Origin of the sequence: Cyanobium sp. Morenito 9A2, assembly GCF_024345575.1 — a bacterium.
Lineage (GTDB): Bacteria > Cyanobacteriota > Cyanobacteriia > PCC-6307 > Cyanobiaceae > ATX-6F1.
Map to the genome: position 1 here is coordinate 1 of NZ_JAGQBJ010000004.1, position 25,488 is coordinate 25,488.

The following is a 25,488-nucleotide window of genomic DNA, read 5'->3' on the forward strand; positions in this document are numbered from 1 at the left end:
TGGATGGGGAGTGCCTGCGGGGGGACATGCGGGCGCTGCTGGAGCAGCTGCCGGAGATCCAGGGGCGGGTGCTCAAGATGCGCTACGGCATCGATGTGGAAGAACCCATGAGCCTCACCGGCATCGGCCGCATCCTGGGCATGAGCCGTGATCGCATCCGCAATCTTGAGCGCGATGGGCTCATCGGCCTGCGGCGTCTGAGCGACAGCGTTGCGGCCTACGTGGCCAGCTGACTGACGTGGGGGCCTTCCCCCACCCGGTTGCGGGGCCTGATGCCGTAGAGCGAGCGCACCGTTTCCAGGGGCTTGTCGAAATCGTCCCAGGGGTCCCAGTCGCTGATCAGATCGCGGGTCACGGTGCTGCCATGTTCCAACCCCCTGAAGATCGTTTCAGGATCAGCCTGGTCGGTGGCGGCGGCGGTGACCGGCGTGCTGCCGATGCCCAGCTGGAACTGGGCCAGGGCGAACAGGATCGTGAAGAAGGGATCGTTGCGGCCGAAGCCGGCCTGGAACCCCAGCACGCCGCATTCCTCGGCGGCGCTGGTGCCGTAGCCACCGAGCACGTGGCAGCAGTCATGGCGCACCACCGGGGGCGGCGGCCCCCCGATCTCGCCAGGGAGACTGAAGCCGTTGGCGGCAATGAAGGCGCTGTAGGCGCGCCCCAGGCTGCCCTCGGGGTAATGGGCCAACTGGCGATAGCGCTCGGCCAGGGCTGGATCATCCTGTTGCAGCAGGGCCCGGGCCAGTTGCAGGGCCCCAGCGGGGCCCTCATCGCGCAGATAGCTCAGGGCCGCCCCCTTCTGAAAGCCCCGGCGGGCTATGTCCAGGCGCACCAGGTTGAACTGGTGCTCGAGCACGTGGCGGAAGGTCTCCACCGGGGCGTCGTCGATGCCGAGGGCCCGGGCCGTGGCCCGCAGCCTCTTCAGTTGGGCGGAGCTGGGTTCGTGCTCCAGCAGCGCCAGCACGGTCATGCCCCGCAGGATGCGCTCACGCCACTCCGCGCCAGGCACCGCCTGGGCCAGCTCTTCGGGGCTGAGGGGCTGCAGCTGATCCAGGGGAATCGGCAGGCGGATCAGGTGGTCACGGATGGCCGTGATCGTGCGCAGGGCGAGCGGGCTGGGGGCCCCCTCCAGCGAGGCGATCGCCAGCAAGCTCCCCAGGCCCGCCCGGCCGATGGCTTCGCGCTGGTCTTCAGGGGGCTGGAGTTGCGGATGGATGGTCATGGCTGGGGCGCAGATGACGCCTCCAGACCGAATTTGCTCGTGGCCAGGGGCGTGCAGGTGGCCTTGGCCTTCTCCGCGCTGGCCCCTGCGCGCATCTGGTCGGCGACGCAGCCGCAGGTGAACTCGACCATGCCGCTGGGTGGTGTCTTGCCCGCCTTGGTGAAATCACTGGCCATGGCCCTGGCACAGAAGGAGCGCACCATCTTGTCCTTGAAGGCCTGGGCGTTCGCCGCCGGTGCCCACACCTGGGCGCTGGCCGCCAGCGTGATCAGAACCCTCGTGATGACCGGCATCGATGGCGCGTGAACCAAGGCAGCACCAGCCTCCCATGGGTTTTGAATCTTGCCTGCATCGATGGGGCCAGCCTGTGGCTGTTCCAGCTCACGCCGCCCATGGACACCGGCGCCCCGAGACCATGGGCCCCAGCATGACCAAGGGTGTGTTGAGCAGCCCACTGCCCTGGAATCCCGCCGCCCTGCGAGCGGCCCTGCTGGATTGGTGGGATGTCCATGGCCGCCATGACCTGCCCTGGAAGCTGACGGCCCGGGGCGGCCGACCGGCCCCTGGCGAACCGTTGGATCCCCTGGCGATCTGGAGCGCCGAGGTGATGCTCCAGCAGACCCAGTTGGTGGTGATGCTCCCCTACTGGCGCCGCTGGATGGCGGCGTATCCCGACCTCGGCACCCTGGCGGTGGCGGATCAGCAGGACGTGCTGCTGCTCTGGCAGGGCCTCGGCTACTACGCCCGTGCCCGGAGGCTGCACCAGGGGGCGGGGATGGTGCTGGCGCGGGAGGCCGGCGGGGTGGCCGATCCCTGGCCGCGCACGCTCAAGGGCTGGTTGGCTCTCCCCGGCATTGGCCCCAGCACCGCTGGCAGCATCCTCTCCTCGGCCTACGACCTTCCCCATCCGATTCTCGATGGCAATGTCCAGCGGCTGCTGGCGCGCTTCAGGGCCTATACCGAGCCGCCTCGCCGTCAGGGGCGCCTGTTTTGGGCGCTCAGCGCTGACCTGCTCGATCCGCTGCGGCCCAGGGATTTCAACCAGGCGCTGATGGATCTGGGGGCCACGGTCTGCACCCCCCGCCAGCCGGCCTGCGAGCGCTGTCCCTGGCAGGGGGCCTGCGCTGCCTACGCTTCCGGCGATCCCCAGGCCTTCCCCGTGAGTGAAGCCCCTAAGCCATTGCCCTTCCAGGTGATCGGAGTGGCGGTGGTGCTCGATGCCAGCGGGCGTGTGCTGATCGATCAGCGCTTGGAGGAGGGGCTGCTGGGGGGGCTTTGGGAGTTCCCGGGGGGCAAACAGGAGCCCGGCGAGGCGATTGAGTTCACCATCAGACGCGAATTGGCTGAAGAACTGGCGATCGAGGTGGAGGTGGGTGAGGAACTCATCACCCTTGAGCACAGCTACAGCCACAAGCGCCTGCGCTTCGTGGTGCATCTCTGCCGTTGGTTGGCGGGCGAGCCCCAGCCCTTGGCCAGCCAGCAGGTGCGCTGGGTGGAGCCGGAGCGACTGGGCGAGTTCCCCTTTCCCGCGGCCAATGCCCGGATCATCGCTGCCCTGAGGGAACGGCCGTCCCGCTGACCAGGTCCCATCGGCGCCCAAAACCGCCGATAGGTTGAGGGCATGGCACAGGTGCTCTGCCTTGGCGAGGCCCTGGTGGACCGGCTTGGTCCTCCCGGGGGGGATCCGGCGACGGATCGCCCCTTCGACGATCGCCTTGGCGGGGCCCCCGCCAACGTGGCCTGCGCCCTGGCCCGGCTCGGCACGACATCGGCCCTGCTGGCGCGGCTGGGCCGTGACGCACCGGGTGCAGCCTTTGCGGCGCTGCTGCTCGATCGAGGCGTCGACACCCGTGCTCTTCAGTGGGATGAAGGGCGGCCCACGCGGGTGGTGCTGGTGCGGAGGGAGCACTCGGGCGAGCGCGTGTTCGGTGGTTTCGCGGGGAATCGGGGCCAGGGCTTCGCCGATCAGGTCCTTGATCAAGGGGCTCTCAGGGCTCCCCTGGCCCAGCTGCTGCCGACGGCCCAGTGGCTGCAGATGGGCAGCCTGCCCCTGGCCAGCCCGGCTTCTGGCGCGGCCTTGGAGCGGGCCGTGGAGTTGGCGGTTGCCGCTGCGGTGCCCGTGGCCCTGGACGTGAACTGGCGGCCCCGTTTCTGGGCCGTGGGACCCGAGGAGGCCCGGAATCGGCTGGTGCCCCTGCTGGAGCGGGTGCGTTTGTTGAAGTTGGCGGGTGAGGAGGCCGACTGGCTGTTTGGGCGGTTGGGGGTGGCCCGCCGCGATCCCCGGGCGATCGCCGCCGCCCTGCCCCAGGGGCCAGCGGTGCTGATCTCCGATGGCGCGGCTCCGGTGCGCTGGTGGATGGGGGGCCATACAGGTGAACTGGCCCCCGCCCCCGTGCCTGTGGTGGACACCACCGGGGCAGGGGATGCCTTCCTCGCCGGCTTGCTGCACCGCCTCTGCGCCGAGCCAGGGTTGCTGGCAGGGGCCGAGGCGGCCCGGGTGCGTGATGCCGTGGCCTTTGCCTGTGCCTGCGGGGCTCTGGTGTGTCAGGGGGCCGGGGCGATCGATCCCCAACCTGATCAAGCCCAGGTCTATGCCTTTTTGAACGAGCAGGCGGTCTCCCTCAGGGAGCCTTGAACAGACGCGCCCTCCGCCCCTCCCCCTCAGGCTCCAGGTCCAGTCGCCAGGCGCCCGAGGGCACAAAAGGGAGCCGCTCGGGCCACTCCACCGCCAGCACGGCCGCGAGCGCCAGGGCTTCCTCCTCCTCCTGCTGGTAGAGGTCGGAGGCGGCCGCGGCCGCCTCCAGCCGGTAGAGGTCCAGGTGCACGAGATGGGTGGGCTCTCCGGCCAAGGAACCTTCGTAGTGCTGGGCCAGGGCGAAGGTGGGGCTGGTGATCGGCCCATCGATGCCGAGGCCGGCGGCCAGTCCCTGCACCAGGGAGGTCTTGCCCGCCCCCAGCTGGCCCCTGAGGAGCAGCAGGCGCCCAGAGGGCTTGAGCTCTAACAGCTCGGCGGCCAGGGATTTCCCCAGACGGGCCGTGGCCTCGGGATCGGCCAGGAACACATCTCGCTGATTCATCCCTGTAGATTGGCCATTGAGCGAGCCCGAAGCCTCGGCGTCTCTGCAGATATTCCCAGGCCCCAGGCTTTTCCTGGGGGGGTTGCCGTTCCGATCGCACCCTCAACGCCGATGCCATCGGCCCCACAGTCCCTCACATTCACACTGCCGCGAACCCCCATGGTTGCCGCTCCCAGCTCGCCTGCCCTGCAGGTCACCAACACCTATGTGATCGCCGACATCGGCCTGGCCGACTTTGGCCGCAAGGAGATCGCGATCGCCGAAACCGAGATGCCCGGTCTCATGGCCCTGCGGCAGAAGTACGGCGCCGAGCAGCCCCTGGCGGGCGCACGCATCGCCGGGTCGCTGCACATGACGATCCAGACCGCCGTTCTGATCGAGACCCTGGTGGCCCTCGGCGCTGATGTGCGTTGGGCCTCCTGCAACATCTTTTCCACCCAGGACCACGCCGCCGCGGCCATCGCTGCCGCCAACGTTCCTGTGTTCGCCTATAAGGGCGAAACCCTCGATGAATACTGGGCCTTCACCCACCGCATCCTCGAGTGGGGCGATGGCGGAACGCCCAACATGATCCTGGACGATGGCGGCGACGCCACCGGCCTGGTGATCCTGGGAACCAGGGCTGAGAACGACCTCTCCGTACTTGAGAACCCCTCGAACGAAGAAGAAACCGCCCTCTTCAATTCGATCCGCCAAAAGCTGGCCGCCCAGCCCGGCTTTTACTCCCGCATCCACGCCAACATCCAGGGAGTCACCGAGGAGACCACCACCGGTGTGGCCCGCCTCTATCAGCTTCAGAAGAGCGGCGAGCTGCCCTTCCCTGCCATCAACGTCAACGATTCGGTCACCAAGAGCAAGTTCGACAACCTCTACGGCTGCCGTGAATCACTGGTGGACAGCATCAAGCGTGCCACCGATGTGATGGTGGCGGGCAAGGTGGCCCTGGTCATGGGCTACGGCGACGTGGGCAAGGGTTCAGCCCAGTCGCTCCGTGGTCTCGGCGCGATTGTGATGATCGCCGAGATCGACCCGATCTGCGCCCTTCAGGCCGCCATGGAGGGCTACCGCGTGGTGCGCCTCGATGATGTGGTGGGCGATGTGGACATCTTCGTGACCGCCACCGGCAACTTCCGGGTGATTCGCCATGAGCACCTGATCCAGATGAAGGATCAGGCGATCGTCTGCAACATCGGCCACTTCGACAACGAGATCGATGTGGCTTCGCTCAAGCAGTACCCCTGGGACAACATCAAGCCCCAGGTTGATCACATCATCCTGCCTTCAGGCAACAAGATCATCCTGCTCGCCGAAGGTCGCCTGGTGAACCTCGGTTGCGCCACAGGCCACCCAAGTTTCGTGATGTCCAACTCCTTCACCAACCAGGTGCTGGCCCAGATCGAGCTGTTCACCAAGGGGGATCAGTACGGCAAGGAGGTCTACGTGCTGCCCAAGCATCTTGATGAGATGGTGGCTCGCCTTCACCTGGAGAAGATTGGCGTCAAACTCACCGAGCTCAGTGCCGAGCAAGCCGCCTACATCAACGTGCCGGTGGAAGGTCCCTACAAGCTCGAGCATTACCGCTACTGAGCGACTTGGCTGGTCGATTGGCCTCCTTTGGTTCCTGCCCGGCCCTCCAGCCGTGCTTTTTCATGCCCCTGCTCCGTGGGCTCTAGAAGCGCTCTCAGCCTGCTGGTCTGGAAGACTTGCCACGATCCCCTCTGATCGCTTCCTGTGGCCATCGATTTGGTTCAACAGTTGCCCGCCATGATCGGATCGGCGGTGGAGGCCAATCCGAGCGCGGGTTATGGCGCGATTTTTGCCGCCATGTTTCTGGAGAATCTGTTTCCGCCCATTCCCTCTGAATTGATCATGCCCCTGGGGGGGTTCTATGTGCAGCAGGGGAAACTCGCCTTGGTTCCGGTGGTGCTGGCCGGTTTGCTGGGCACGGTCCTTGGGGCTCTGCCCTGGTACGGCGTTGGTCGCCTCGTGAACGAAGAGCGCTTGGAGCACTGGCTCGAGCGCCATGGCCGCTGGATCGGCATCAGCTCGAAGGAGCTGCGCCGCACCCGCAGCTGGTTCAACCGCCACGGCACGGCCCTGGTGTTCTGGGGCCGTCTCGTGCCGGGCATTCGCACCTTAATCTCTGTGCCTGCAGGCATCGAGATGATGCCGCTGACCCCCTTTCTGATCTGGACCACCGCAGGCAGCCTGATCTGGACCCTGTTGCTGACCCTGGCCGGTGTGGCCCTTGGGGAGGGCTACAGCAAGGTTGAGCTCTGGATCGATCCCGTCGCTCGGGTGGTCAAGGTTCTCCTGGTGGTGGCTGTGCTGGCCGGTGGCCTGTGGCTGGGCCTGCGCATCTGGAAGCAGCGTCAGGACAGCCACTGAGCCGGGCTTGGCTGGGACGTGGCCTTGGCCGAGCCCCTCAGAAAGGCACTTCCTCGGAGCTGGGCTCACCGCCCCCGTAGCCCCCGCCGTCTCCATAGGCGCTGGCCTGTTCGCCGTCGCGTTTGGAGCCCAGCAGCTCGAGGCGGTCCACCCGCACCACGGGCTTGCTGCGCTCCTCACCCGTGGCCCGGTCGGTCCAGCGGTCGAGCTTGAGCGAGCCGATGATCCCCAGCTGGGAGCCCTTGCGGACGTAATCGGCGGCCACCTGGGCCTGCTTGCCCCAGATTTCGAGGTTGAACCAGTCCGGTTCCTCATCGCGGCTGCGGCGGTTCACCGCGAGGGTGAGGTTGGCCACCACGCTGCCTGACTCGAAGTAGCGCACTTCGGGGTCGCGGCCGGCCCGGCCGACGAGGGTGACGGAATTGACGCCCATGGCGTTATCTCCTGCTTGTAGTTGAACAATGATGCGCCACTTGCTTGGGGCGTCTCGTTCAAGGAGTTCCACCCTTGGCCCCGGCTGTATCACCCAGCCTGGATCCACCCATCCAGACCGGCCGGGGGGTGGTTCGGTCGGCACTCCTATGATTCCGCCCGGCTTGGTCTCACACCTGTGTTCTTTCGACGTTTCCAGCTCTCCCGGGACATCGGCATCGATCTGGGAACGGCCAACACCCTGATGTACGTGTCCGGCAAGGGCATCGTGCTCCAGGAACCTTCCGTGGTGGCGCTCGATCTGGAGAAGGGGGTGCCCCTGGCGGTGGGTGATGAAGCAAAGCTGATGCTCGGCCGCACCCCGGGCAACATCCGGGCCGTGCGGCCCCTGCGCGATGGCGTGATCGCCGACTTCGACGCCGCCGAGATGATGATCAAGTCCTTCATTCAGAAGGGCAACGAGGGCCGCGGCATCGTTGCCCCCCGTCTGGTGATCGGCATTCCCAGCGGCGTGACCGGGGTCGAGCGGCGGGCCGTGCGCGAGGCTGGTCTGGCGGGAGCCCGCGAGGTGCACCTGATCGATGAACCCGTGGCGGCAGCGATCGGTGCCGGGCTTCCGGTCACCGAACCCGTGGGCACCATGATCGTGGATATCGGCGGCGGCACCACGGAAGTGGCCGTGCTCAGTCTCGGCGGCACCGTGCTGAGTGAATCGGTGCGGGTGGCGGGCGATGAGCTCAGCGAGGCGATCGGGGTCTACCTCAAGAAGGTGCACAACCTCGTGGTGGGCGAGCGCACCGCCGAGGACATCAAGATCCGGATCGGCTCGGCCTTCCCCGACGACCGTCACGATGACACTTCTATGGATGTGCGCGGTCTGCACCTCCTCTCCGGCCTGCCTCGCACCATCAACGTGCGCGCCGGCGACATTCGTGAGGCCATGGCCGAGCCGCTCAATGTGATCGTCGAAGCGGTCAAGCGCACCCTCGAGCGCACGCCCCCCGAGCTCGCCGCCGACATCGTCGATCGCGGGATCATGCTCGCCGGAGGCGGTGCGCTCGTGCGCGGCATCAGCGACCTGATCAGCCACGAGACCGGCATCCTCACCCACATCGCCGAGGATCCGCTCCTGTGTGTGGTCAACGGCTGCGGCCGGGTGCTGGAGGACTACAAGCGGCTGGAGCGGGTGTTGGACACCCCTGACTTCTCCCGCAACACCAACTGATCCTGATGGCCCCCGGGCGCCCCTTCCGCGTCCTGTCGCCGCGGCTGCTCATTCAGGGCTGGCCCTGGCTGGTGCTGCTGCTGGCGCTGGTGGGAATCCGCCTGAGCAAGGGGGCCTTCCTCAGCGAGCTCTACGCCCTGCTCAGTGCTCCGTTCTGGCCAGGGTCGGCGCAGAAGGAATGGGTGACATCGGCCCAGCAGCTCTCTGATCAGATCCAGCTGGCCCAGCTGCGCCTGGACAACGAACGCCTGCGCACCGTGCTGGAGCTCAACCATGCCAATCCGCGTTTGGTGATGGCACCAGTGATCTCCCGGGAGCCCGGGGGCTGGTGGCAGCAGCTGGTGATCGGCCGGGGAGAGCTCCAGGGCCTTCATCCCGGCGATGCGGTGGTGGCCCCCGGCGGCCTGGTGGGCCGCGTGGCCAGTGTCACGCCGGTGACGGCCCGGGTCACCCTGCTCACCGACACCAGCAGTCAACTGGGGGTCTGGGTCGGGCGCACCCAGCGCCACGGCTTGCTCACGGGGCTGGGCACGGCCCGACCGGTGTTGCGCTTCCTGGAGAAGGATCCCCAGGTGCGACCGGGGGATGTGGTGGTGACCTCTCCGGCCAGCACCTTGGTGCCCCCCAACCTCACCGTCGGGGTGATTCAGGCGGTCAACGACAAGGCCGTGCCGGCGCCTGAGGCGCTGGTGCAGCTCAGTGCCCCCATTGAGGCCGTTGACGGGGTGCAGGTGATGCTCACGGGCCGCCGCTGAGCCATGGCCCTGCTCTCGCGCCAGCCCTGGTACGTGGCCACTGCGCTGGCTGTTCCCATCCTGGTGCTCGCGTCTCCGGGGGCGCTCAAGCTCAGCGGGGTGCCCCCCTCCTGGGCCGTGCTCTGGCTTCTGCCATGGGCGTTGGTGGAAGGTCCCGTTTCCGGGGCCCTGGCGGGCCTGGGCCTCGGCTTGATGCTTGACGGGCTCAACCTGGGGGGTGCCAGCCAGATTCCTGCCCTGGTGCTGCTGGGCTGGTGGTGGGGGCGGATGGCGCGCCATGGGCCACCTCTGGAGCGCAGCTTCAGCCTCGGGCTCCTGGCCCTGGTGGGCACAGTGCTGCTCAACCTCAGCCTGATGCTGCAGTTTGCCCTAGGCGGAAGCTCCCTGGAGGCGCTGAGGCTAAGCGGTCTCCCGATCCTGCTGGCCCAGACCCTGCTCACGGGATTGCTGGCACCGATGATCTGCTCGTTGCTGCTGCTGTTCTGGCGCCAGCAAACCTCGTCGCTGCGGGGTTGAGCCGATGCCCCTGTTCCCCCTGATCCGTTTGCCCAGACCGCTAATCACCCGGTGCCTGATCGTTCGCGGCTCCGCCGTCGCCACCGCCCTCGTGCTGCTGCTCGGTGGCTGCGCCCGGCCCGAGACCCCGAAGAAGGAACTGCAGGTCTGGACCCTGGATCTGGCCCCCAAGTTCAACGGCTACATGCGGGCCGTGATCGCCGACTGGGAACGGCAGAACCCCGGGGTGACCGTGCGTTGGACCGACCTGCCCTGGGGATCGGTGGAGCGCAAGCTGCTGGCGTCGGTGTTCGCCCGCTCCGCCCCCGACCTGGTGAACCTCAACCCCCTGTTTGCCGCCAACCTGGCCAGCAAGGGGGGGCTTCTCGCGCTGGATCCAGTGCTGCCTCCGGCCGCCGGGTCGGCCTATCTGCCGCGCATCTGGCAAGCGGGCCGCGCCGATGGCCACCAGATCGCCATCCCCTGGTACCTGACCACGCGCATCACCCTGGCCAACCGCACACTTCTGGCCCGCTCCGGTTACCGCCAGCCCCCGAAGCAATGGAGTGAGGTCCCGGCCTATGCCGCGGCCATCAAGCGCCACACCGGCCGCTATGCCCTGTTCGCCACGGTGGTGCCCGACGACTCGGCTGAGCTGCTCGAATCGATGGTGCAGATGGGAGTCATCCTCACCGATGCCCGCCAGCGGGCGGCCTTTGACAGCCCCGCCGGCCGCCGCGCCTTCGCCTTCTGGACGGATCTCTACCGGCGCGGGCTGCTGCCCCGGGAGGTGGTCAGCCAGGGGTTCCGCCGGGCGATCGAGCTTTACCAGAGCGGTGAGCTGGCCCAGGTGGCCAGCGGGGCGGAGTTCCTGCGCAGCATCCAGACCAACGCGCCCACCGTGGCCGCCGCCACGGCCCCCTTTCCGCCCCTGGTGGGCCCCGATGGTGCCGCCAACGTGGCGGTGATGAACCTGGCGGTGCCCAAGCAGAGCAAGCTGCCGCGGGAGGCGGTCAGCTTTGCGCTGTTTCTCACCAACGCCACCAACCAGGCCCGCTTTGCCGAGCAGGCCAAGGTGCTGCCCTCGGCCAACGGTGCCCTGCGCCAGGTGGGGCAGCAACTGGAGCGCGCCAAGCCCCAGGGGGCGGCCGAGGCCCAGGTGCTTGCGGCCCGCAAGCTTTCCCTGGCCACCCTCGGCCGTGCCCGGGTGCTGGTGCCCGCCACCCCGGGGGTGAAGCGGCTGCAGTCGATCGTCTACACCCAGTTGCAGCGGGCGATGCTGGGGCAACTGAGCACTGACCAGGCGGTGACGGCGGCAGCCCAGGAATGGAACCGCTACGCCGAAGCCCGCTGGCCGTCAGGACCTGGCGGCTGAGCGGAGGGATCCCAGCCAGAGCGTGCGGGGATCCACACGCCCGTGGTTCTGGACGAATCCTTAAGAGTTCGCGAAAACCGTCTGCTCACGGTCGATTCCAGGCGCGGCGGGTCCTGGCTGAGGGGTAGTGTTGCCTTTCTTCATCCGGCTCGCCGCCATGCCTTTGGAGGACCTTCCCCGTCCTGATCAGGACGAATCCTTCGAAGCGGGGCGCAGCGAGCACCAGGCCACCGTGTTGGTGGTCGATGACGAAGCGGCGGTGCGCCGGGTGCTGCTGATGCGGCTACAGCTGGCGGGCTATCGGGTGATCATTGCCGAGGATGGCGAGGAGGCCCTGAGCCTTTTTCATCAGGAGCAGCCTGATCTGGTGGTGCTCGACGTGATGTTGCCGAAGCTCGATGGCTTTGCGGTCTGTCGTCGCCTGCGGGCTGAATCCTGCGTGCCGATCATTTTTCTCTCCGCCCTCGATGCGATCACCGAGCGGGTGGCAGGTCTTGATCTCGGAGCCGACGACTACCTGCCGAAGCCCTTCAGCCCGAAGGAGCTGGAGGCCCGCATTGCCACCATCCTCCGCCGGGTGGGCCGCGGCTCAGCCGCCAGCGAACCGCGCGACCTCCCTGTGGGCCACGGCGTGATGCGCGTTGGCGATCTGGTGGTGGACACCAACCGCCGTCAGGTCACCCGCGAGGGTGAGCGCATCGGCCTTACTTACACCGAATTCAGCCTGCTGGAGCTGCTCTTCCGCGAGCCCGGTCGGGTGGTGCCGCGGGCGGAAATCCTCGAGCAGCTCTGGGGCTACCCGCCGCGCCGCGCAGCCGATCTGCGCGTGGTCGACGTCTACGTGGCCCGTCTGCGGGGCAAGCTCGAACCCGATCCCCGCAACCCGGAGCTGATCCTTACCGTGCGGGGCACGGGCTACTCCTCCCAGCGGGTGGGCGAACCCGTCCTGGCTGGCGCCAGCGCCTGAGCGACAACCGCTCGGGCTCCAGGTGCCCCCTGTCCTGCAGGATGGGGCCTCTCGATTGACTCCCCCGCCGGTGACGGAGCAGCGCCCCAATCGCCTGGAGCAGGCTCGCCTGGAGAAGGCCCGCACCCTCTCTGAGCTCGGCCAGGGGCCCTACGCCCTGCGCTTCGATCCCAGCCACCACACGGTCGATCTGCAGCGCGACCACGCCGACCTGCCCAACGGCGCGGAACGTGACCTGGAGGTGCTGGTGGCCGGCCGGGTGATGACCCGCCGGGTGATGGGCAAGCTCGCCTTCTTCACCCTGGCCGATGAATCCGGCCCGATCCAGCTGTTCATCGAGAAGGCCACCCTGGCGGCCTCCCTGCCGGAGAACCCCGAGGCCTTTGCCCAGCTCACCACCCTCGTGGATGCCGGCGATCTGATCGGGGTGCGTGGCACCTTGCGGCGCACCGACCGTGGCGAGCTCTCGGTGAGGGTGCTGCAGTGGTGGATGCTGACCAAAGCGCTCCAGCCCCTGCCCGACAAGTGGCACGGCCTGGCGGATGTGGAAAAGCGCTACCGCCAGCGCTACCTGGATCTGATCGTCTCCCCCCAGACCCGTGAGACCTTCCGGCGGCGGGCCCGGCTGGTGAGCGGCCTGCGCCGCTGGCTCGATGAGCGGGGCTTTCTGGAGATCGAAACACCCGTGCTGCAGAGCGTGCCCGGGGGCGCCGATGCGCGGCCCTTCGAGACCCACCACAACACCCTGGATCTTCCGCTCACCTTGCGCATCGCCACCGAACTGCACCTCAAGCGGCTGGTGGTGGGTGGCTTCGAGCGCGTCTACGAGCTGGGGCGGATCTTCCGCAACGAGGGGGTCAGCACCCGCCATAACCCCGAGTTCACCTCGGTGGAGATCTACCAGGCCTACGCCGACTACACCGACATGATGCTGCTCACCGAGGAGCTGATCGCTGCGGTGGCCGAGCAGGTCTGCGGCAGCACCCGCCTCACCTATCAAGGCAAGGAGGTCGATCTCACTCCCCCCTGGCGCCGGGTCACCATGCACGATCTGGTGCGAGAGGCCACTGGGCTCGATTTCAACCGCTTCACCAGCCGGGCCGAGGCGGCGGCGGCGATGGAAGCTGCGGGGCTGGAGGTGCCGGCCCTGGCGGATTCCGCGGGCCGGCTGCTGGTGGAGGCGTTCGAGCAGAGGGTGGAGGCCGATCTGATCCAGCCCACCTTTGTGCTCGATTACCCGGTGGAAAACTCCCCCCTGGCCCGCGCCCACCGCAGCAAACCGGGCATGGTGGAGCGCTTTGAGTTGTTCATCGTCGGGCGTGAAACCGCCAATGCCTTCAGCGAGTTGATCGATCCGGTCGACCAGCGCCAACGGCTGGAGACCCAGCAGGAGCGCCGGCTGGCGGGGGATCTCGAGGCCCAGGGGGTCGATGAGGACTTCCTGCATGCCCTGGAGGTGGGCATGCCCCCCACTGGCGGCCTGGGCATCGGTATTGATCGGCTGGCGATGCTGCTCACCGACAGCCCCAGCATCCGCGATGTGATTGCGTTTCCGCTCTTGCGGCCGGAGAGCCGGGGAGGTCAGGAAAGCTCCATTTCGGACCCCGAACCGGCGCAGTGAGATAATGGACCCACTAGGCAATCTCAACCGGCCCATGAGTGGTGAGCGCGTAGGTTTCCGCTTCAAGCACGCGGATGCGGTGGTCAAGCGCAATCCCCAGGGTCGCTCCCGTCGCGGCTGGGTGATGGAGCCTGTCGAACAGACCACGAGCCGGGGCACCAAGATGCCGGCCTATCGGATCCGCTGGCGCGACAGTGAACGCCCGGAGATCGTTCTTCAGCACATGTTGATTGCCGATCCTGACCCCACCCCGCCCCCGGAAGGGGTGAGTCTGGTGCCGCCGGTTCCCAAGAAGTGAGTCCTTAGCTGCGGCCCAACAGCCTGTAGCTGGCCTGCCCCACATACTCCTTCAGCACCACAGTGCTGATCAACAGGGCTTCGGCGTCCGGCAGGCCATCTTTGATCATGCTGCCTACGGTTGGTCGGCCCCAGAGGCTCCGGGAGGCGAACTGGAAGTCGCAGGCCACGGGCACCACACGCAGGCCACTGAGCCGCTCGAAGCTGGCCAGGGCCCGGGGCAGGTGGGTGGCGCTGGTCACGAGCAGCACCGAACGCCAGCCCCGCTGCTTCGCCAGGGCCCCGATGTCACGCGCCTCTTCGGCGGTGGTGCGCGAGCGGTCATTGGTCACGATCGCCTCGGGTTTCAGGCCCAGCTCCATGGCCAGGGCCATGGTGCTGGTCGCTTCGGGCGGTGCTGGATCGTTGCCGGCGAAGCTCACCTGGCCGCCGCTCACCACCAGCAGCGGCGCCTTGCCCTGGCGGATCAGCCGCAGGCCCGTGAGCAGCCGATCGCCGGCTTCATTCACTTCCACGTTCCGGCGGGGCGCCACAGCGGGCCTGAGGCCGCCCCCCAGCACCACCACAGCATCGGCCTTTGGCATGGGATCAGGCGTGAGGGCCGCGCTGCGCTCCTCAAGGCTCCAGGCCAGGTGGCGAGCGATGACGGGCATGGCGCTGATCCAGAGCAGACCAAGCCCCGCCCCTGACACCCAGCCAGCCCAACGCCGGCGGCGGCCCACAAGAGCGCTGAGCTGCAGCAGCAGTGCCAGCCCCAGGGGGTAGAGCGCCAGGGGCAGGAGCTTGGAGAGTAGGAAGCCCATGGATCAGGACCCGCGCTTTCGCTTGAGCTGCTCCAGGTCCTGCTGGGTTTCGAACGTGGCCCAGGCTTCATCCAGATCGGCGGCCCCCTGGGCGCTTCCCTCGGCGGGCGTCCCAGGGGGCGGGTTGGCGTTGCCGGGGCGAGCGGCCAGATCGTCGCGTTCCCGTTGCAGCCGTTGGAAGTCCTCCCCCAGCTCTGCCAGGGCTTTCCAGCGATCGCGCCCCTGGCCCATCAACTGATCCACGTGGGCCTGGGCTTTTCCGGCCAATTCCTTCGCCCCGGCGCCTTGGGCCCGCTCCACCCGTTGCTGCCAGGTGGCGATCTCCTGGGCCAGGGCCAGCAGCTGGTTGCGCTGTTCGATCGCCTGCTGCTGAAGCTGCAACTCCCGCCGGCCCAGGCGCCGTGCGCGCTCCTGCAGCTCTTCGCGATCCAGCAGCGACTGCTGCTGGGGGTTGGTGCGCAGGAAGGCTTCCAACTGCTGCTCCAGCCGGGCTTCGAGTTCCTCGAACCAGCTGGCGCTCATGGCGTTGGGGTCTTCTGGGACTGGGCCGGCGCCGTGGTGATCACAGGGGCCTCGATTTCCTCCTGCAGCGGCGTGATCGCCGCCTCGCGGGAGCGCAGCAGCAGCTGGGTGAGCCGGGCAATCGCCCCTTCGCCCAGGTCATGGGTGCCGATGCGATCGAAGGCCTCCCGATAGAGCGCCTCGAGCTGCTCGATCAGGCCCTCACGCACTTGGCGCACGGCGCGCCGTTGGTCATCTCTGCTCATCGGCCTGGGGTTCCTTGGCCTCCGAGTCTGCCTGCCCCAGCAGGTGAACACTGAGGTCGCCGGCTGGATCACTCCAGCGTGCCCTGGCTAGCCAGCCAGCCTGCGCCGCCAGAGCCTCGAACGCGGCGGGGTCGTACTTGGCGCTGTGTTCAGTGATCAGGGGTTCCCCTTCGGCGAAAGGCCAGCGTTCGCCGGCCACGTTGACCCAATGATCCCGCTGGCTGACCAGGGCCATTTCGATGCGCTGGGACTCCGGTTGCCAGCGGGCCCGGTAGCGGAAGGCGGCGGGGTCGAAGTCGCCGCCCAGATCACGGTTGAGCCGTTGCAGCAGGTTGAGGGCGAAGGCCGCGGATAGGCCGGCGCGGTCGTCGTAGGCCGCCTCCAGCCGCCGGACGTCTTTGGGTTGGTCGATGCCAATCAGCAGCTGGCCTCCCGGGCCCAGCAGCCGGGCGAATTGCCGCAGCAGCCCCACGGCCTCGGCACGGTTGAAATTGCCCAGGGAGCTGCCGGGGAAGAAGCCCAGCCGATTGCGCTGCTCCAGGAGTGGGTGGTCCGGCAGCTGCTCGAGGCCGGTGTAGTCGCAGCAGATGCCCAGCACGGGCACGCCGGGATGGCGGCCCTGCAGATCGCGGCAGGCCGAGCGCAGGTGATCGGCGCTGATGTCGAGGGCCACATAGGCCGGCCTCCCGAGGGCCCGCAGGAGGGGACTCACCTTGCGGGCACTGCCGGCCCCGAACTCCACCAGCACGCCTGGACCCATGGCCGCGGCCATAGCTGGTGCCTCGGTTTCCAACAGGGCCGTTTCGGTGGCGGTGAGGGTGTACTCCGGCTGGCAGCAGATCGCCTCGAACAGGCGGGAGCCCTCCGCGTCGTAGAGGAACCAGGCCGGCAGCTGCCTGGGGCTGCGGCGTAGCCCTTCCCGCACCAGCCGCTCCATGTCGGCGGCGGCGGGGTGCAGATCGAGCAGCTGGGGTTTCAGCAGCGCCGCAGTCATCCAGCGTTCCTCGCCAGCCGCAGGCCGCTGGCCATCCAGCGGCTGCCGGGGGGGAAGAAGTTGCGGTAGGTGAGCCGGCCGTGGCCGGCGGGGGTGAGGAAGGAGTGGCCCCTGAGCACGAACTGGGAGCTCATGAACTTGCCGTTGTACTCGCCCACGGCGCCGGCGGTGGGCAGGAAGCCGGGGTAGGGGCGGTAGGGGCTCGCGGTCCATTCCCAGAGCTGCCCGCAGTCCGCCAGCAGGCCCGCGGCGGTGGCGACCTCCCATTCGGCTTCCGTCGCCAGGCGGGCGCCGGCCCAGCGGGCGTAGGCCTCGGCCTCGAACCAGCTCAGGTGGCGCACCGGTGCCTGCGGCCGCAGGGGACGGCGGCCGGCGAGGGTGAACTCCCACTCCCAGCCCTGGGCGGGGCCGCTGCCGCGCCAATAGCGCGGGGCCTGCCAACCCCGCTCGGTGGCCAGGGCCCAGCCTTCGCTCATCCAGAGTTCCGGGCGCCGGTAGCCCCCGTCGGCGATGAAGGCGGCGTAGTTGCCGTTGCTCACGAGTTGCCCGTGGAGGGCGAACGGTTCAAGCCAGTGGCGGTGGCGGGGGGTCTCGTTGTCGAAGTGGAAGCCTGTGGCCTCTTCGCCCCCATGGCCGATCGCCACCAGCCCGCCGGGATGCTCGCGCCAGCCCACCGTTCCTTCGGTGCCCGTGGCCTGGCGCGGGCCTGCGGCGTAGCGGGCTTCGGGACTGTCGGGGCCGCTGCGGTAGGCCGGTTCGAGCGGGTTGCGGGCAAACCCGTCCAGCAGGTCCATCAGCAGCAGTTCCTGGTGCTGCTGTTCGTGCTGAAGCCCCAGTTCCAGCAGGGCCAGTGGGGCGGCGCAGTGAGCTGAAGGGACCTGGTCAAGGCGCTCGATCAGGAGCAACAGCCCCGCGTCGATCCGCTGCCGCCAGGCCAGCACCTCGGCGATCGTTGGCCGGGTGAGCAGGCCGCGCAGGGGCCGTGCCAGCCGCTCCCCGATCGCGTCGTAGTAAGAGTTGAACAGATAGCCCCAGCGGCTGTCGGCCGGTTCGTGCTCGGGCAGTTCGTTCGCCAGCAGGAAAGTCTCGAAGAACCAGCTGGTGTGGCCCAGGTGCCATTTGGGCGGACTGGCGTCCGCCATGCCCTGCAGGCAGAGGTCCTCGGATTCGAGCCCGATGATCAGGGCTTCGCTCTGGCGGCGGATGGTCCCCAGCCGATGGGCCAGCGCCGCAGTGTCGGGGGGGCTCTCCACCGGGACAGGGTGACTGGGGGGAGGTTAATCCGGTCAGACCGGTGCGGCGCGGCACCTACGATCGCCCCACATCTTCTGCAGGAGCACGGCCGGCGCCATGGGCATTACCCAGGGATTCGTGGGTGCGGTCGGCCATACCCCCCTGATCCGGCTCGAGGCCCTCAGCGCGCTCACCGGCTGCGAGATTCTGGGCAAGGCGGAGTTCATGAATCCCGGTGGTTCTGTCAAGGACCGGGCCGCCCTCGGCATCCTGCTGGAGGCCGAGGCCAGCGGTGAGCTCCAGCCCGGCGGCACCGTGGTGGAGGGCACCGCTGGCAACACCGGCATCGGCCTCACCCACCTCTGCAACGCCCGCGGCTACCGCAGCCTGATCGTGATCCCCGACACCCAGTCGGCGGAGAAGATCGGCCTGCTGCGCAGCCTGGGGGCGGAGGTTCGAACCGTGCCCGCGGTGCCCTACCGCGACCCCAACAACTACGTGCGCCTCTCCGGCCGGATCGCCGCCGAAACCCCCGGGGCGATTTGGGCCAATCAGTTCGACAACCTGGCCAACCGGCGTGCCCATTACACCTCCACCGGCCCGGAGATCTGGGAGCAGACCGGCGGCCAGGTGGATGCCTGGGTGGCCGCCACCGGCACCGGCGGCACCTATGCCGGGGTGGCGCTGTTCCTGAAGGAACGCAACCCCCGGGTGCGCTGCGTGATCGCCGATCCCCACGGCAGTGCCCTCTACAGCTGGGCCACCAGCGGCGAACTGACCCTCGAGGGCAGCTCGATCACCGAGGGCATCGGTAACAGCCGGGTCACCGCCAACCTGGAGGGGGCACCGGTGGATGACGCCGTGCGCATCGACGACCAGAGTGCCCTCGACACCATCTACCAGATGCTCTGGGGCGAGGGTCTGTTCATGGGCGGTTCGGTGGGCATCAACGTGGCCGCTGCGGTGGAGACCGCCCGGCGGCTGGGCCCCGGTCACACGGTGGTGACCGTGCTTTGTGACAGCGGCGACCGCTACCGCTCCCGTCTCTACGACGCTGATTGGCTCGGCAGCAAGGGACTGCACCAGCCCCAGCGCCACCCATGAGCGCCGCGCTGATTGGCGATCGCTACCGGCTGGAGGAGGAGCTCAGCCACAGCGCCCAGGGGGTGCTGTGGCGGGCCAGCGACCTGCTGGCCGGCGAGGCGCCGATGGTGTTGCGCCAGCTGGCACCGGGCCAGGATCAGCAGCGTTTCCGCGAGCTCTGGGGCCGCCTGCAGGGGGTGCTTCATCCCCAGGTGCCCCGCTTCGGTGGCATCGTTCAGGACGGCGACAGCCTCTGGCTGGTGCGGGAGTGGCAGGGGGGTCCCACCTACCAGGAGCTCCTTGAGGCCCGCCGCGAGCGTCAGCTGGTGTTCGGCTCCGGCGAGGTGCTGCTGCTGCTGCGCCAACTGCTGCCAGTGCTGGCGGTACTCCACAGCCAGGAGTTGCTCCACGGCGATCTCACCCCCGCCAACCTCCTGCGCCGCGACCGCGACGGCCTGCCGGTGCTGCTGGATTTCGGTCTGGTGCGCGGGGTGGCGGCCAACGGTTCTGAAACGGCTGGTCTGCTCGGGGCCACCCCCGGCTTTGCCCCGCCCGAGCTGGTGCGGGGGGCACCTGCCCAGCCCTGGATGGATCTCCATAGCCTGGGCGTGGTGGCCCTGGTGCTGCTCAGTGGCCAGGAACCCGCCGAGCTGCTCGATCCGATCACCCTGGCCTGGCGCTTGCCCGCTGGGCTGGAGCCCGAACCCGGCTTCCGGGAGGCCCTGCTGCGCTTGCTGGCCAGTGACCCGTCCGAGCGCTTCGCCTCGGCGGCGGTGGCCCTCCAGGCCCTGCAGCAACTGCCCATGCCCGAGAGCACCGGTCCCGTGGCCCGGGCCGACCGCACCGTGGTGCTGGTGCCCCAGGCCAGTGTCCCTCCGCCACCGCCACCAACGGCGCTGACCCAGAACCCGGCTCCCCCCTCCAGCGCCGCCAGTGTCTCGCCAGCTCCGCCGCCGGAGCTGCCCACCCTGCGGCCCCTGGCAGTCGCCAGTGGCGATCTTCCGCCCCGCAGCCGCCAGGAGCAGAAGGAGGAGGAAGCCGAAGGCAGGCTCTGGCCGGTGGTGATCGCCCTGGTGCTCTCGGCGGTGGTGGGCACCGCCCTGGGCTGGTTGCTGCTCAGCCGCGGCAAGACCCCTGCCACACCGGATCCCGCCGCCTCCCTGCAGCTGCCGGCCAGCCTGCCGCCGGCGGAGGTGGACCAGCGCCAGCAGCTTCTCAATCGCCTGAGGGCGCTGCAGATCGATCGAACCTGGTTCCTCAAGCTGGTGGATGGCAGCTTGCTGGCCCAGTTCCCCGAACGGGGGGGGCGCCTGCCCAGCGACTCGCTCGAGGACGCGCCCCTGCGCAAAGTCTGGAACGAGCTGGCCGAAGAATGGCTGGCGCGGGTCGAACAACTGCCCCCGGAGCTGCGTCGGCGCTTGGGCAGTTTCAGCGCCGCCGACTGGCAGACCCAGCAGACCCGCCTGGGGGCCCAGGGGCTGAGCCCGGCGGTGCTGCGCCAACTCGTTTCGGGGTCAGCCCAGAATTTGCTGCCCGGCCGCTCCGGTGAGGACATCCCCCCCGAGCCCTTCCGCCAGCTCTGGTACGCGGCGGCCCAGAAGAGCCTGGCCAACGTGCAGATCGAGCAGATTCCCACCCAGGTCGGTCAGACCCGGGTGCTCTCAGCCCAGGTGGAGGCCGGGGGCGCCCGCCTGTTCCCGATCCAGATCGCCCCAGGATCCCGCCTGGTGCTGGGGGTCAACGGCTCGCCGCTGATGCAGATGAGCGTGTTCGGTGCCGATGGTGCCCTGCTGGAGGCCAAGGGTCCCTTGCGGGTGATCAGCCTCGACAAGATCACCAGCGCGCCCGTGCAGTTGCTGATCACCAACGAGGGGGTGGCGGCGGCCCTGATTACCCTCTCGCTGCGGGTGGATCCGGCCCCGGCGGTGGAGCCCACCACCCCCACCACCCCCGGAGAGCCCACGCCCAGCACCCCGACCCCCGCCACCCCGGCGCCCACGCCAACCCCGACCCCCGCACCAACCCCAAGCCCCCCCAGCGGTCCAATGCCACCGCCGCCGGTGCCCGGCAGCGAGCCCAAGACCAACTGAGTCCTCAGAGCCGGGAAATCGCCGCCCGGGTCTCCTTGGCATCCTGCTTGCGCTTTTCCTCCTGGCGCTTGTCGTGGAGCTTTCGGCCCTTGGCCAGCCCCACAGTGAGCTTGATCCAGGAGCCCTTGAGATGGAGGTTGAGGGGCACCAGGGTGAGCCCCTTCTGGTCAAGGGCGATGCGGAACTTCTCGATTTCGCGCCGGTGGGCGAGCAGCGTGCGCACCCGCAGGGGCTCGTGGTTGAAGTAGGCGCCAGCGTGGCTGTGGGGCGAGATGTGCACGTTGTGCAGTTGCAGCTCACCGTTCCTGATCAGGCAGAAGCCGTCGCGCAGGTTGGCCTTGCCGGCCCGGATCGATTTCACCTCCGTGCCCACGAGCTCCACGCCGGTTTCGAGCGTGTCGAGGATCTCGTATTGATGGCGTGCGAAACGGTTGTCCGCCAGCAGCTTGTGGGCGGCATCCCGCGCTGCCTTGGCGGTCTTCTTGCCCCCGCCCTTCGCCATCGCTCTGCCTGGAATGCTCCGACCCTAGGCAGGGGCCGGTACCCTCCATCCATGGCGATCGTTTCCTCAGGGGCAGGACGGAGCGGGGCGGGCGGCACCGGACGATCCCGCCGCCAGTCGGCCGCTGTCGCGGGTGCCCAGCCGAGCGAGCCGCGACTCGTGGATCCTGAGCCCCTGGAGGAAGAGAGCGGGCCGGAGGTCCCTGTGCTGCGGGAGGACAGCCTGCGCCCCCGCCGCCTGGCGGACTACATCGGCCAGCGGGAGCTCAAGCAGGTGCTGGGCATTGCGATTGAGGCCACCCGGAACCGGGGGGAGGCCCTCGATCACGTGCTGCTCTACGGCCCCCCCGGCCTTGGCAAGACCACCATGGCCCTGGTGCTGGCCGAAGAGCTGGGGGTGCGCTGCCGCATCACCAGCGCACCGGCCCTGGAGCGCCCGCGGGACATCGTCGGGCTGCTGGTGAACCTCCAGCCCCATGAGCTGCTGTTCATCGACGAGATCCACCGGCTCAACCGGGTGGCGGAGGAGCTGCTCTATCCGGCGATGGAGGATTTCCGGCTCGATCTCACCGTGGGCATGGGCGCCGCGGCCCGCACCCGCAGCCTGCCGATTGCCCCCTTCACCCTGGTGGGTGCGACCACGCGTGCCGGGTCGCTGAGCTCGCCCCTGCGCGATCGCTTCGGGCTGGTGCAGCGGCTCGAGTTCTACGACCTGCCCGATCTGCAGGCGATTGTGGAGCGGGCTGCGGGCCTGCTGAATCTGAATCTGGAGCCGCTGGCGGCCCTGGAGGTGGCCCGTCGTTGCCGGGGCACCCCCCGGATCGCCAACCGCCTGCTGCGCCGGGTGCGGGATGTGGCCAGCGTGGGCGGCTACGCCTCCATCGGCGCTGAGTTGGTGGGCGAGGCCCTCCTGCTGCACCGGGTCGATGAGCGTGGTCTTGATGCCAGCGATCGCCGGCTGCTGCAGTTGCTGCTGGAGGGCTACGGCGGCGGCCCCGCGGGCCTCGACACCCTGGCGGCGGGCCTGGGCGAAGACGCCGCAACCCTGGAGGCCGTGGTGGAGCCGTTCCTGTTGCAGCTGGGCTTCCTGCAGCGCACTCCCCGCGGCCGGGTGGTGACGGCCAGGGGTCGGGAGCACCTGGGCTGGCCGGAGGTGGCCTGATGGCTCCCTTGCTTGGCTTAACCCCTCTGGGGCCGCCGCTGCTGGCCCTGCTGCTGGCGGTGCAGCTCGCTCTGCCCCAACTGTTTGACCAGGCCCTGGACGCCAGCCGCCAGGGGCGTTTTGGCGACGCCCTGCCCCTGTGGGATCAGGTCCTGGAGCGGGCGCCTGATTCAGCCTCGGCCTGGAGCAACCGCGGCAACGTCCAACTCGCCCTGGGCCGGCCCGAAGCGGCGATCGCCGACCAGAACCGGTCCATGGCCCTGGAGCCGGACAATCCCGATCCGCACCTCAACCGCGGCACCGCTGAGGAGGCACTACGTCAGTGGCCCGAGGCGGAGGCGGATTACCGCTGGATTCTCGAGCGCGACCCCGCCGATGCCTCGGCCCTCTACAACCTGGGCAATGTGCGCGGCTCCCAGGGCGATTGGGAGGCGGCCCGCGATCACTTCGAAGCCGCCAGCGACGCCCGGCCAGGCTTTGCCATGGCCCGCTCCAGTGCTGCGCTGGCGGCCTTTCAGTTGGGGGAGAGCGCGAGCGCCGAGCGCCAGCTGCGCTCCTTGATCCGCCGCTACCCGATGTTCGCCGACGCTCGTGCCGGCCTCACCGCTCTGCTCTGGCGCCGGGGGGCCAGCGGTGAAGCAGAGAGCCATTGGGCCGCAGCTTCCGGCCTTGATCCCCGTTACGGGCAGCCAGAATGGTTGCTGGAGCAGCGACGCTGGCCGCCAGAGCCCGTGCACGCCCTCGAGGAGTTCCTCACCCTCACCCGCTGATGTCCCGCATCGCCACGGCTTCCCCTGATCTTTGGCAGGCGCTGCGGCTTGATGAAGCCCTGGCCGAGGCCCTGCCCCAGTGGATCGGCCTGCGCCGCCACATCCATGCCCACCCGGAGCTCAGTGGTGAGGAGCACCAGACCGCTGCCCTGGTGGCCGGTGAGTTGCGCCAGTGGGGCTGGCGGGTGAGGGAGGGGGTGGGCCGCACGGGCGTGGTGGCCGATATCGGTCCCGCCCATGGCCCCCTGGCGGCCCTGCGGGTGGACATGGATGCGCTGCCGGTGGAAGAGCGCACGGGGCTGGCCTACGCCTCCACCCGCCAGGGCTTGATGCACGCCTGCGGCCACGATCTCCACACCGCCGTGGGCCTGGGGGTGGCCCAGCTGCTGGCACCCCATGCGGATCGGCTGCAGGGCCGGGTGCGGCTGTTGTTCCAGCCGGCCGAGGAGATTGCCCAGGGGGCCGGCTGGATGGTGGCCGACGGGGCGATGGAGGGGGTCGAGGCCCTGTTTGGCGTTCACGTGTTCCCGAGCCTGCCGGTGGGCTCGATCGGCGTGCGCACCGGCGGGCTCACCGCCGCCGCCGGAGAGCTGGAGGTGGAGGTGCTGGGGGAGGGGGGCCATGGGGCCCGGCCCCACCAGAGCACCGATGCGATCTGGATCGCCGCGAAGGTGGTGAGCGGCCTGCAGGAGGCGATCAGCCGCAAACTGGATGCCCTGCACCCGGTGGTGGTGAGCTTCGGGCGCATCGAAGGGGGCAAGGCTTTCAACGTGATCGCCGACCACGTGCGCCTGCTGGGCACCGTGCGCTGTCTGGATCCGGATGTGCATGCCCAACTGCCGGGCTGGATCGAAGAAACCGTGCACGCCATCTGCCACGGCTACGGCGGTGAGGCGAGGGTGCGTTACCGCTGCATCGCGCCGCCGGTGCAGAACGATCCTGAGCTCACAGACCTGGTGGAGGCGGCTGCGATCGATCGGCTGGGTCGCGCCCATGTGCTGCGCCTGGAGCAGCCGTCCCTGGGGGCAGAGGATTTTGCGATGCTGTTGAAGCACACCCGCGGCACGATGTTCCGCCTCGGGGTGGCCGGGCCCCTGGGCTGCACACCATTGCACAGCAACAGCTTCGATCCCGATGAGGGCTCCCTGGCGGTGGGGGTGCAGGTGCTCACCCTCAGCCTGCTGCGTTGGTTGGAGCGGGAGCCATGACCCGCCGCCTGCTCGCCATCGCCTCGCCGCTGTTGATCCTGCTGGCCCTGGTGGCCCTGCTCAGCCGCCAGGAGCGTGAGCGGCTCCAGGCGGTGCCGGCTCTGCTGATCGGTTCGGGTCTGCTGGCGACCAGCGCGATTGTGCGCGGACAGCGGCGGCGGGCGCTGCTGAACGCCCTACGGTCAGGAAAGGTGGGTCATTGAGGAGAGCGCTACATGGATCTTGAGGGGCTCAGAGAGGCGATCGTCTCCGGTGATCCCAGCCGGGCCATGCCCGCCCTGGTGGGCTTGCGCCAGGTGGATGTGGAGCAGGCGGTGCCGCTGCTGCTGCTGGGGTTGGAGCAGGAGATTTTCATGGTGCGCTCCTTGAGCTGCGCGGGCCTGGGGGAGAAGCGCAACGAACGGGGCTGGGAGGCCCTGGTGGAGGCTCTGAACCACGACGGAGATCCCAACGTGCGGGCTGAGGCGGCCAACGCCCTGGTGAGCCATGGAACGCTGCGCGCCTGGCCGTTGTTGCGCGACGCCTTCGCGCGCGATGGCCAGTGGCTGGTGCGCTGCAGCATCCTTTCGGCGTTGGCAGAGCAGGCGGAGATGGCTCCGGAGGCCCTGCTGGAGCTGGCCACGTTGGCGGTGGCCGATGGTGATGGCAGCGTGCGGGTGGGCGGCACCGAAATCCTGGGCCGGCTGGTGCGGGAGGCCTGCGCCGCCGAGAGCACCGCCAAGGCACGGGAGCTGCTGGTGGGTCTGCAGCAGGACGGGGACCACCGGGTGGTGGCCGCGGCGCTCAACGGTCTCCAGGCATAGCCCGGTCGATCACCTCGGATCGGCGAACTGTGAAACAGCCTTGCTAGGTTTCCGTGGTCACTAGGGGTGCCCGGCCCAATCAGAAGGCCTGGGCTGAGATCACACCCTCCGAACCTGATCCGGGTCATGCCGGGCCAGGGAAGTGCCCCGAATTCCGCCGCCGCCCCCGGGCCCGGTGGGCCTCGGCTCCGGAGACGACCTCGCTCAGCCGTCTGTCCCT

29 protein-coding genes and 1 riboswitch are annotated in these 25,488 nt (G+C 68.8%); of the genes, 19 read left to right on the forward strand and 10 right to left on the reverse strand.

What is annotated here, in order from left to right:
• Nucleotides 1–233 (forward strand): sigma factor-like helix-turn-helix DNA-binding protein (locus KBY88_RS06655; protein ID WP_315858111.1); only part of this gene is annotated, 233 nt, incomplete at its 5' end.
• Here KBY88_RS06655 and KBY88_RS06660 read toward each other — a convergent pair.
• Entirely contained in the window at nucleotides 218–1,222 is a 1,005-nt protein-coding gene (locus KBY88_RS06660; RefSeq protein ID WP_254939144.1) for a hypothetical protein, read from the reverse strand. The genes KBY88_RS06655 and KBY88_RS06660 overlap by 16 nt on opposite strands.
• Entirely contained in the window at nucleotides 1,219–1,515 is a 297-nt protein-coding gene (locus KBY88_RS06665) for a hypothetical protein (protein ID WP_254939145.1), read from the reverse strand. The genes KBY88_RS06660 and KBY88_RS06665 overlap by 4 nt, the downstream gene beginning before the upstream one ends.
• Before the next feature lie 134 nt (nucleotides 1,516–1,649).
• Here KBY88_RS06665 and mutT point away from each other — a divergent pair, with 134 nt between their 5' ends.
• Together mutT and KBY88_RS06675 are read left to right on the forward strand one after the other, a co-directional pair.
• Nucleotides 1,650–2,801 (forward strand): 8-oxo-dGTP diphosphatase MutT, encoded by a 1,152-nt coding sequence (gene mutT / locus KBY88_RS06670; RefSeq protein WP_254939146.1) that lies wholly within the window; start codon nucleotides 1,650–1,652, stop codon nucleotides 2,799–2,801.
• Nucleotides 2,802–2,843: 42 nt separating this feature from the next.
• The gene (locus KBY88_RS06675) at nucleotides 2,844–3,857 is read left to right on the forward strand and encodes a carbohydrate kinase family protein (RefSeq protein ID WP_254939147.1); all 1,014 of its coding nucleotides are present in this window, start codon (nucleotides 2,844–2,846) and stop codon (nucleotides 3,855–3,857) included.
• Here KBY88_RS06675 and tsaE read toward each other — a convergent pair.
• Nucleotides 3,844–4,299: a tRNA (adenosine(37)-N6)-threonylcarbamoyltransferase complex ATPase subunit type 1 TsaE gene (gene tsaE / locus KBY88_RS06680; RefSeq protein ID WP_254939148.1), complete on the reverse strand. Its 456-nt coding sequence runs from the start codon at nucleotides 4,297–4,299 to the stop codon at nucleotides 3,844–3,846. The genes KBY88_RS06675 and tsaE overlap by 14 nt on opposite strands.
• A 159-nt stretch (nucleotides 4,300–4,458) precedes the next feature.
• Between tsaE and ahcY the strand changes: the two genes are divergently transcribed.
• Both ahcY and KBY88_RS06690 read left to right on the forward strand, forming a co-directional pair.
• Nucleotides 4,459–5,886, forward strand: coding sequence for an adenosylhomocysteinase (gene ahcY, locus KBY88_RS06685; RefSeq protein ID WP_254939149.1), 1,428 nt, complete (start codon nucleotides 4,459–4,461; stop codon nucleotides 5,884–5,886).
• Between the two features lie 177 nt (nucleotides 5,887–6,063).
• Nucleotides 6,064–6,687: a DedA family protein gene (locus tag KBY88_RS06690; protein ID WP_254939341.1), complete on the forward strand. Its 624-nt coding sequence runs from the start codon at nucleotides 6,064–6,066 to the stop codon at nucleotides 6,685–6,687.
• 37 nt (nucleotides 6,688–6,724) lie between these two features.
• Here the strand turns inward: KBY88_RS06690 and KBY88_RS06695 are convergent, their stop codons facing one another.
• Nucleotides 6,725–7,120, reverse strand: a complete 396-nt coding sequence (locus tag KBY88_RS06695; protein WP_254939150.1) for a single-stranded DNA-binding protein — start codon at nucleotides 7,118–7,120, stop codon at nucleotides 6,725–6,727.
• Between the two features lie 177 nt (nucleotides 7,121–7,297).
• On the opposite strand from KBY88_RS06695, the gene KBY88_RS06700 reads away from it, so the two are divergent.
• From KBY88_RS06700 to KBY88_RS06730, 7 genes are all read left to right on the forward strand, one after another.
• Nucleotides 7,298–8,344, forward strand: a complete 1,047-nt coding sequence (locus tag KBY88_RS06700; RefSeq protein WP_254939151.1) for a rod shape-determining protein — start codon at nucleotides 7,298–7,300, stop codon at nucleotides 8,342–8,344.
• 5 nt (nucleotides 8,345–8,349) lie between these two features.
• A complete protein-coding gene (gene mreC / locus KBY88_RS06705) occupies nucleotides 8,350–9,099 on the forward strand; it encodes a rod shape-determining protein MreC (RefSeq protein WP_254939152.1) in 750 nt (249 codons plus the stop codon).
• A gap of 3 nt (nucleotides 9,100–9,102) precedes the next feature.
• Nucleotides 9,103–9,615, forward strand: a complete 513-nt coding sequence (locus KBY88_RS06710) for a rod shape-determining protein MreD (protein ID WP_254939153.1) — start codon at nucleotides 9,103–9,105, stop codon at nucleotides 9,613–9,615.
• 4 nt (nucleotides 9,616–9,619) lie between these two features.
• The gene (locus tag KBY88_RS06715) at nucleotides 9,620–10,969 is read left to right on the forward strand and encodes an ABC transporter substrate-binding protein (RefSeq protein WP_254939154.1); all 1,350 of its coding nucleotides are present in this window, start codon (nucleotides 9,620–9,622) and stop codon (nucleotides 10,967–10,969) included.
• Between the two features lie 157 nt (nucleotides 10,970–11,126).
• Complete coding sequence (gene rpaB / locus KBY88_RS06720) at nucleotides 11,127–11,936, forward strand: response regulator transcription factor RpaB (RefSeq protein ID WP_254939342.1); 810 nt, start codon at nucleotides 11,127–11,129, stop codon at nucleotides 11,934–11,936.
• A gap of 70 nt (nucleotides 11,937–12,006) precedes the next feature.
• Entirely contained in the window at nucleotides 12,007–13,557 is a 1,551-nt protein-coding gene (gene lysS / locus KBY88_RS06725) for a lysine--tRNA ligase (protein WP_254939155.1), read from the forward strand.
• 34 nt (nucleotides 13,558–13,591) lie between these two features.
• Nucleotides 13,592–13,855, forward strand: coding sequence for a DUF8660 family protein (locus KBY88_RS06730; protein WP_254939156.1), 264 nt, complete (start codon nucleotides 13,592–13,594; stop codon nucleotides 13,853–13,855).
• A gap of 4 nt (nucleotides 13,856–13,859) precedes the next feature.
• On the opposite strand, the gene KBY88_RS06735 is transcribed toward KBY88_RS06730, so the two are convergent.
• The 5 genes from KBY88_RS06735 to egtB are packed head-to-tail and all read right to left on the reverse strand — an operon-like array spanning nucleotide 13,860 to nucleotide 17,671.
• Nucleotides 13,860–14,657 (reverse strand): YdcF family protein, encoded by a 798-nt coding sequence (locus KBY88_RS06735; RefSeq protein WP_254939157.1) that lies wholly within the window; start codon nucleotides 14,655–14,657, stop codon nucleotides 13,860–13,862.
• A gap of 3 nt (nucleotides 14,658–14,660) precedes the next feature.
• Nucleotides 14,661–15,179, reverse strand: coding sequence for a hercynine metabolism protein (locus KBY88_RS06740; RefSeq protein ID WP_254939158.1), 519 nt, complete (start codon nucleotides 15,177–15,179; stop codon nucleotides 14,661–14,663).
• On the reverse strand, nucleotides 15,176–15,424 hold the full coding sequence (locus KBY88_RS06745; RefSeq protein ID WP_254939159.1) for a hercynine metabolism small protein: 249 nt from the start codon (nucleotides 15,422–15,424) through the stop codon (nucleotides 15,176–15,178). Before KBY88_RS06745 ends, KBY88_RS06740 begins: the two co-directional genes overlap by 4 nt.
• Nucleotides 15,411–16,418 (reverse strand): L-histidine N(alpha)-methyltransferase, encoded by a 1,008-nt coding sequence (gene egtD, locus KBY88_RS06750; RefSeq protein ID WP_254939160.1) that lies wholly within the window; start codon nucleotides 16,416–16,418, stop codon nucleotides 15,411–15,413. Before egtD ends, KBY88_RS06745 begins: the two co-directional genes overlap by 14 nt.
• Nucleotides 16,415–17,671: an ergothioneine biosynthesis protein EgtB gene (egtB, locus tag KBY88_RS06755; protein WP_254939161.1), complete on the reverse strand. Its 1,257-nt coding sequence runs from the start codon at nucleotides 17,669–17,671 to the stop codon at nucleotides 16,415–16,417. Before egtB ends, egtD begins: the two co-directional genes overlap by 4 nt.
• A 97-nt stretch (nucleotides 17,672–17,768) precedes the next feature.
• On the opposite strand from egtB, the gene KBY88_RS06760 reads away from it, so the two are divergent.
• Together KBY88_RS06760 and KBY88_RS06765 are read left to right on the forward strand one after the other, a co-directional pair.
• Entirely contained in the window at nucleotides 17,769–18,755 is a 987-nt protein-coding gene (locus KBY88_RS06760; RefSeq protein WP_254939162.1) for a cysteine synthase A, read from the forward strand.
• Nucleotides 18,752–20,824: a serine/threonine protein kinase gene (locus KBY88_RS06765; protein ID WP_254939163.1), complete on the forward strand. Its 2,073-nt coding sequence runs from the start codon at nucleotides 18,752–18,754 to the stop codon at nucleotides 20,822–20,824. The genes KBY88_RS06760 and KBY88_RS06765 overlap by 4 nt, the downstream gene beginning before the upstream one ends.
• A 4-nt stretch (nucleotides 20,825–20,828) precedes the next feature.
• Here the strand turns inward: KBY88_RS06765 and smpB are convergent, their stop codons facing one another.
• Nucleotides 20,829–21,326 (reverse strand): SsrA-binding protein SmpB, encoded by a 498-nt coding sequence (gene smpB, locus KBY88_RS06770; RefSeq protein WP_254939164.1) that lies wholly within the window; start codon nucleotides 21,324–21,326, stop codon nucleotides 20,829–20,831.
• A 51-nt stretch (nucleotides 21,327–21,377) separates the two neighbouring features.
• Here smpB and ruvB point away from each other — a divergent pair, with 51 nt between their 5' ends.
• The 5 genes from ruvB to KBY88_RS06795 are packed head-to-tail and all read left to right on the forward strand — an operon-like array spanning nucleotide 21,378 to nucleotide 25,268.
• Nucleotides 21,378–22,487, forward strand: a complete 1,110-nt coding sequence (gene ruvB, locus KBY88_RS06775) for a Holliday junction branch migration DNA helicase RuvB (protein WP_254939165.1) — start codon at nucleotides 21,378–21,380, stop codon at nucleotides 22,485–22,487.
• Nucleotides 22,487–23,257 (forward strand): tetratricopeptide repeat protein, encoded by a 771-nt coding sequence (locus KBY88_RS06780; RefSeq protein WP_254939166.1) that lies wholly within the window; start codon nucleotides 22,487–22,489, stop codon nucleotides 23,255–23,257. The genes ruvB and KBY88_RS06780 overlap by 1 nt, the downstream gene beginning before the upstream one ends.
• Complete coding sequence (locus tag KBY88_RS06785; protein ID WP_254939167.1) at nucleotides 23,257–24,465, forward strand: amidohydrolase; 1,209 nt, start codon at nucleotides 23,257–23,259, stop codon at nucleotides 24,463–24,465. The genes KBY88_RS06780 and KBY88_RS06785 overlap by 1 nt, the downstream gene beginning before the upstream one ends.
• Nucleotides 24,462–24,668 carry a DUF3188 domain-containing protein gene (locus KBY88_RS06790; RefSeq protein WP_254939168.1) on the forward strand — a complete coding sequence of 69 codons (207 nt, stop codon included), beginning with the start codon at nucleotides 24,462–24,464 and terminating at the stop codon, nucleotides 24,666–24,668. Before KBY88_RS06785 ends, KBY88_RS06790 begins: the two co-directional genes overlap by 4 nt.
• A gap of 12 nt (nucleotides 24,669–24,680) precedes the next feature.
• Nucleotides 24,681–25,268 (forward strand): HEAT repeat domain-containing protein, encoded by a 588-nt coding sequence (locus KBY88_RS06795; RefSeq protein ID WP_254939169.1) that lies wholly within the window; start codon nucleotides 24,681–24,683, stop codon nucleotides 25,266–25,268.
• 52 nt (nucleotides 25,269–25,320) lie between these two features.
• Nucleotides 25,321–25,426, forward strand: a riboswitch (TPP riboswitch).
• Nucleotides 25,427–25,488: the final 62 nt, after the last annotated feature.

Coding starts and splice junctions, on each gene's coding strand:
- KBY88_RS06660 (WP_254939144.1), bottom strand. CDS start 1,222: ATGACCATCCATCCGCAACTCCAGCCCCCTGAAGACCAGCGCGAAGCC.
- KBY88_RS06665 (WP_254939145.1), bottom strand. CDS start 1,515: ATGCCGGTCATCACGAGGGTTCTGATCACGCTGGCGGCCAGCGCCCAG.
- mutT (WP_254939146.1), top strand. CDS start 1,650: ATGACCAAGGGTGTGTTGAGCAGCCCACTGCCCTGGAATCCCGCCGCC.
- KBY88_RS06675 (WP_254939147.1), top strand. CDS start 2,844: ATGGCACAGGTGCTCTGCCTTGGCGAGGCCCTGGTGGACCGGCTTGGT.
- tsaE (WP_254939148.1), bottom strand. CDS start 4,299: ATGAATCAGCGAGATGTGTTCCTGGCCGATCCCGAGGCCACGGCCCGT.
- ahcY (WP_254939149.1), top strand. CDS start 4,459: ATGGTTGCCGCTCCCAGCTCGCCTGCCCTGCAGGTCACCAACACCTAT.
- KBY88_RS06690 (WP_254939341.1), top strand. CDS start 6,064: ATGATCGGATCGGCGGTGGAGGCCAATCCGAGCGCGGGTTATGGCGCG.
- KBY88_RS06695 (WP_254939150.1), bottom strand. CDS start 7,120: ATGGGCGTCAATTCCGTCACCCTCGTCGGCCGGGCCGGCCGCGACCCC.
- mreC (WP_254939152.1), top strand. CDS start 8,350: ATGGCCCCCGGGCGCCCCTTCCGCGTCCTGTCGCCGCGGCTGCTCATT.
- KBY88_RS06710 (WP_254939153.1), top strand. CDS start 9,103: ATGGCCCTGCTCTCGCGCCAGCCCTGGTACGTGGCCACTGCGCTGGCT.
- KBY88_RS06715 (WP_254939154.1), top strand. CDS start 9,620: ATGCCCCTGTTCCCCCTGATCCGTTTGCCCAGACCGCTAATCACCCGG.
- rpaB (WP_254939342.1), top strand. CDS start 11,127: ATGCCTTTGGAGGACCTTCCCCGTCCTGATCAGGACGAATCCTTCGAA.
- KBY88_RS06730 (WP_254939156.1), top strand. CDS start 13,592: ATGAGTGGTGAGCGCGTAGGTTTCCGCTTCAAGCACGCGGATGCGGTG.
- KBY88_RS06735 (WP_254939157.1), bottom strand. CDS start 14,657: ATGGGCTTCCTACTCTCCAAGCTCCTGCCCCTGGCGCTCTACCCCCTG.
- KBY88_RS06740 (WP_254939158.1), bottom strand. CDS start 15,179: ATGAGCGCCAGCTGGTTCGAGGAACTCGAAGCCCGGCTGGAGCAGCAG.
- KBY88_RS06745 (WP_254939159.1), bottom strand. CDS start 15,424: ATGAGCAGAGATGACCAACGGCGCGCCGTGCGCCAAGTGCGTGAGGGC.
- egtD (WP_254939160.1), bottom strand. CDS start 16,418: ATGACTGCGGCGCTGCTGAAACCCCAGCTGCTCGATCTGCACCCCGCC.
- KBY88_RS06760 (WP_254939162.1), top strand. CDS start 17,769: ATGGGCATTACCCAGGGATTCGTGGGTGCGGTCGGCCATACCCCCCTG.
- KBY88_RS06765 (WP_254939163.1), top strand. CDS start 18,752: ATGAGCGCCGCGCTGATTGGCGATCGCTACCGGCTGGAGGAGGAGCTC.
- smpB (WP_254939164.1), bottom strand. CDS start 21,326: ATGGCGAAGGGCGGGGGCAAGAAGACCGCCAAGGCAGCGCGGGATGCC.
- ruvB (WP_254939165.1), top strand. CDS start 21,378: ATGGCGATCGTTTCCTCAGGGGCAGGACGGAGCGGGGCGGGCGGCACC.
- KBY88_RS06780 (WP_254939166.1), top strand. CDS start 22,487: ATGGCTCCCTTGCTTGGCTTAACCCCTCTGGGGCCGCCGCTGCTGGCC.
- KBY88_RS06785 (WP_254939167.1), top strand. CDS start 23,257: ATGTCCCGCATCGCCACGGCTTCCCCTGATCTTTGGCAGGCGCTGCGG.
- KBY88_RS06790 (WP_254939168.1), top strand. CDS start 24,462: ATGACCCGCCGCCTGCTCGCCATCGCCTCGCCGCTGTTGATCCTGCTG.
- KBY88_RS06795 (WP_254939169.1), top strand. CDS start 24,681: ATGGATCTTGAGGGGCTCAGAGAGGCGATCGTCTCCGGTGATCCCAGC.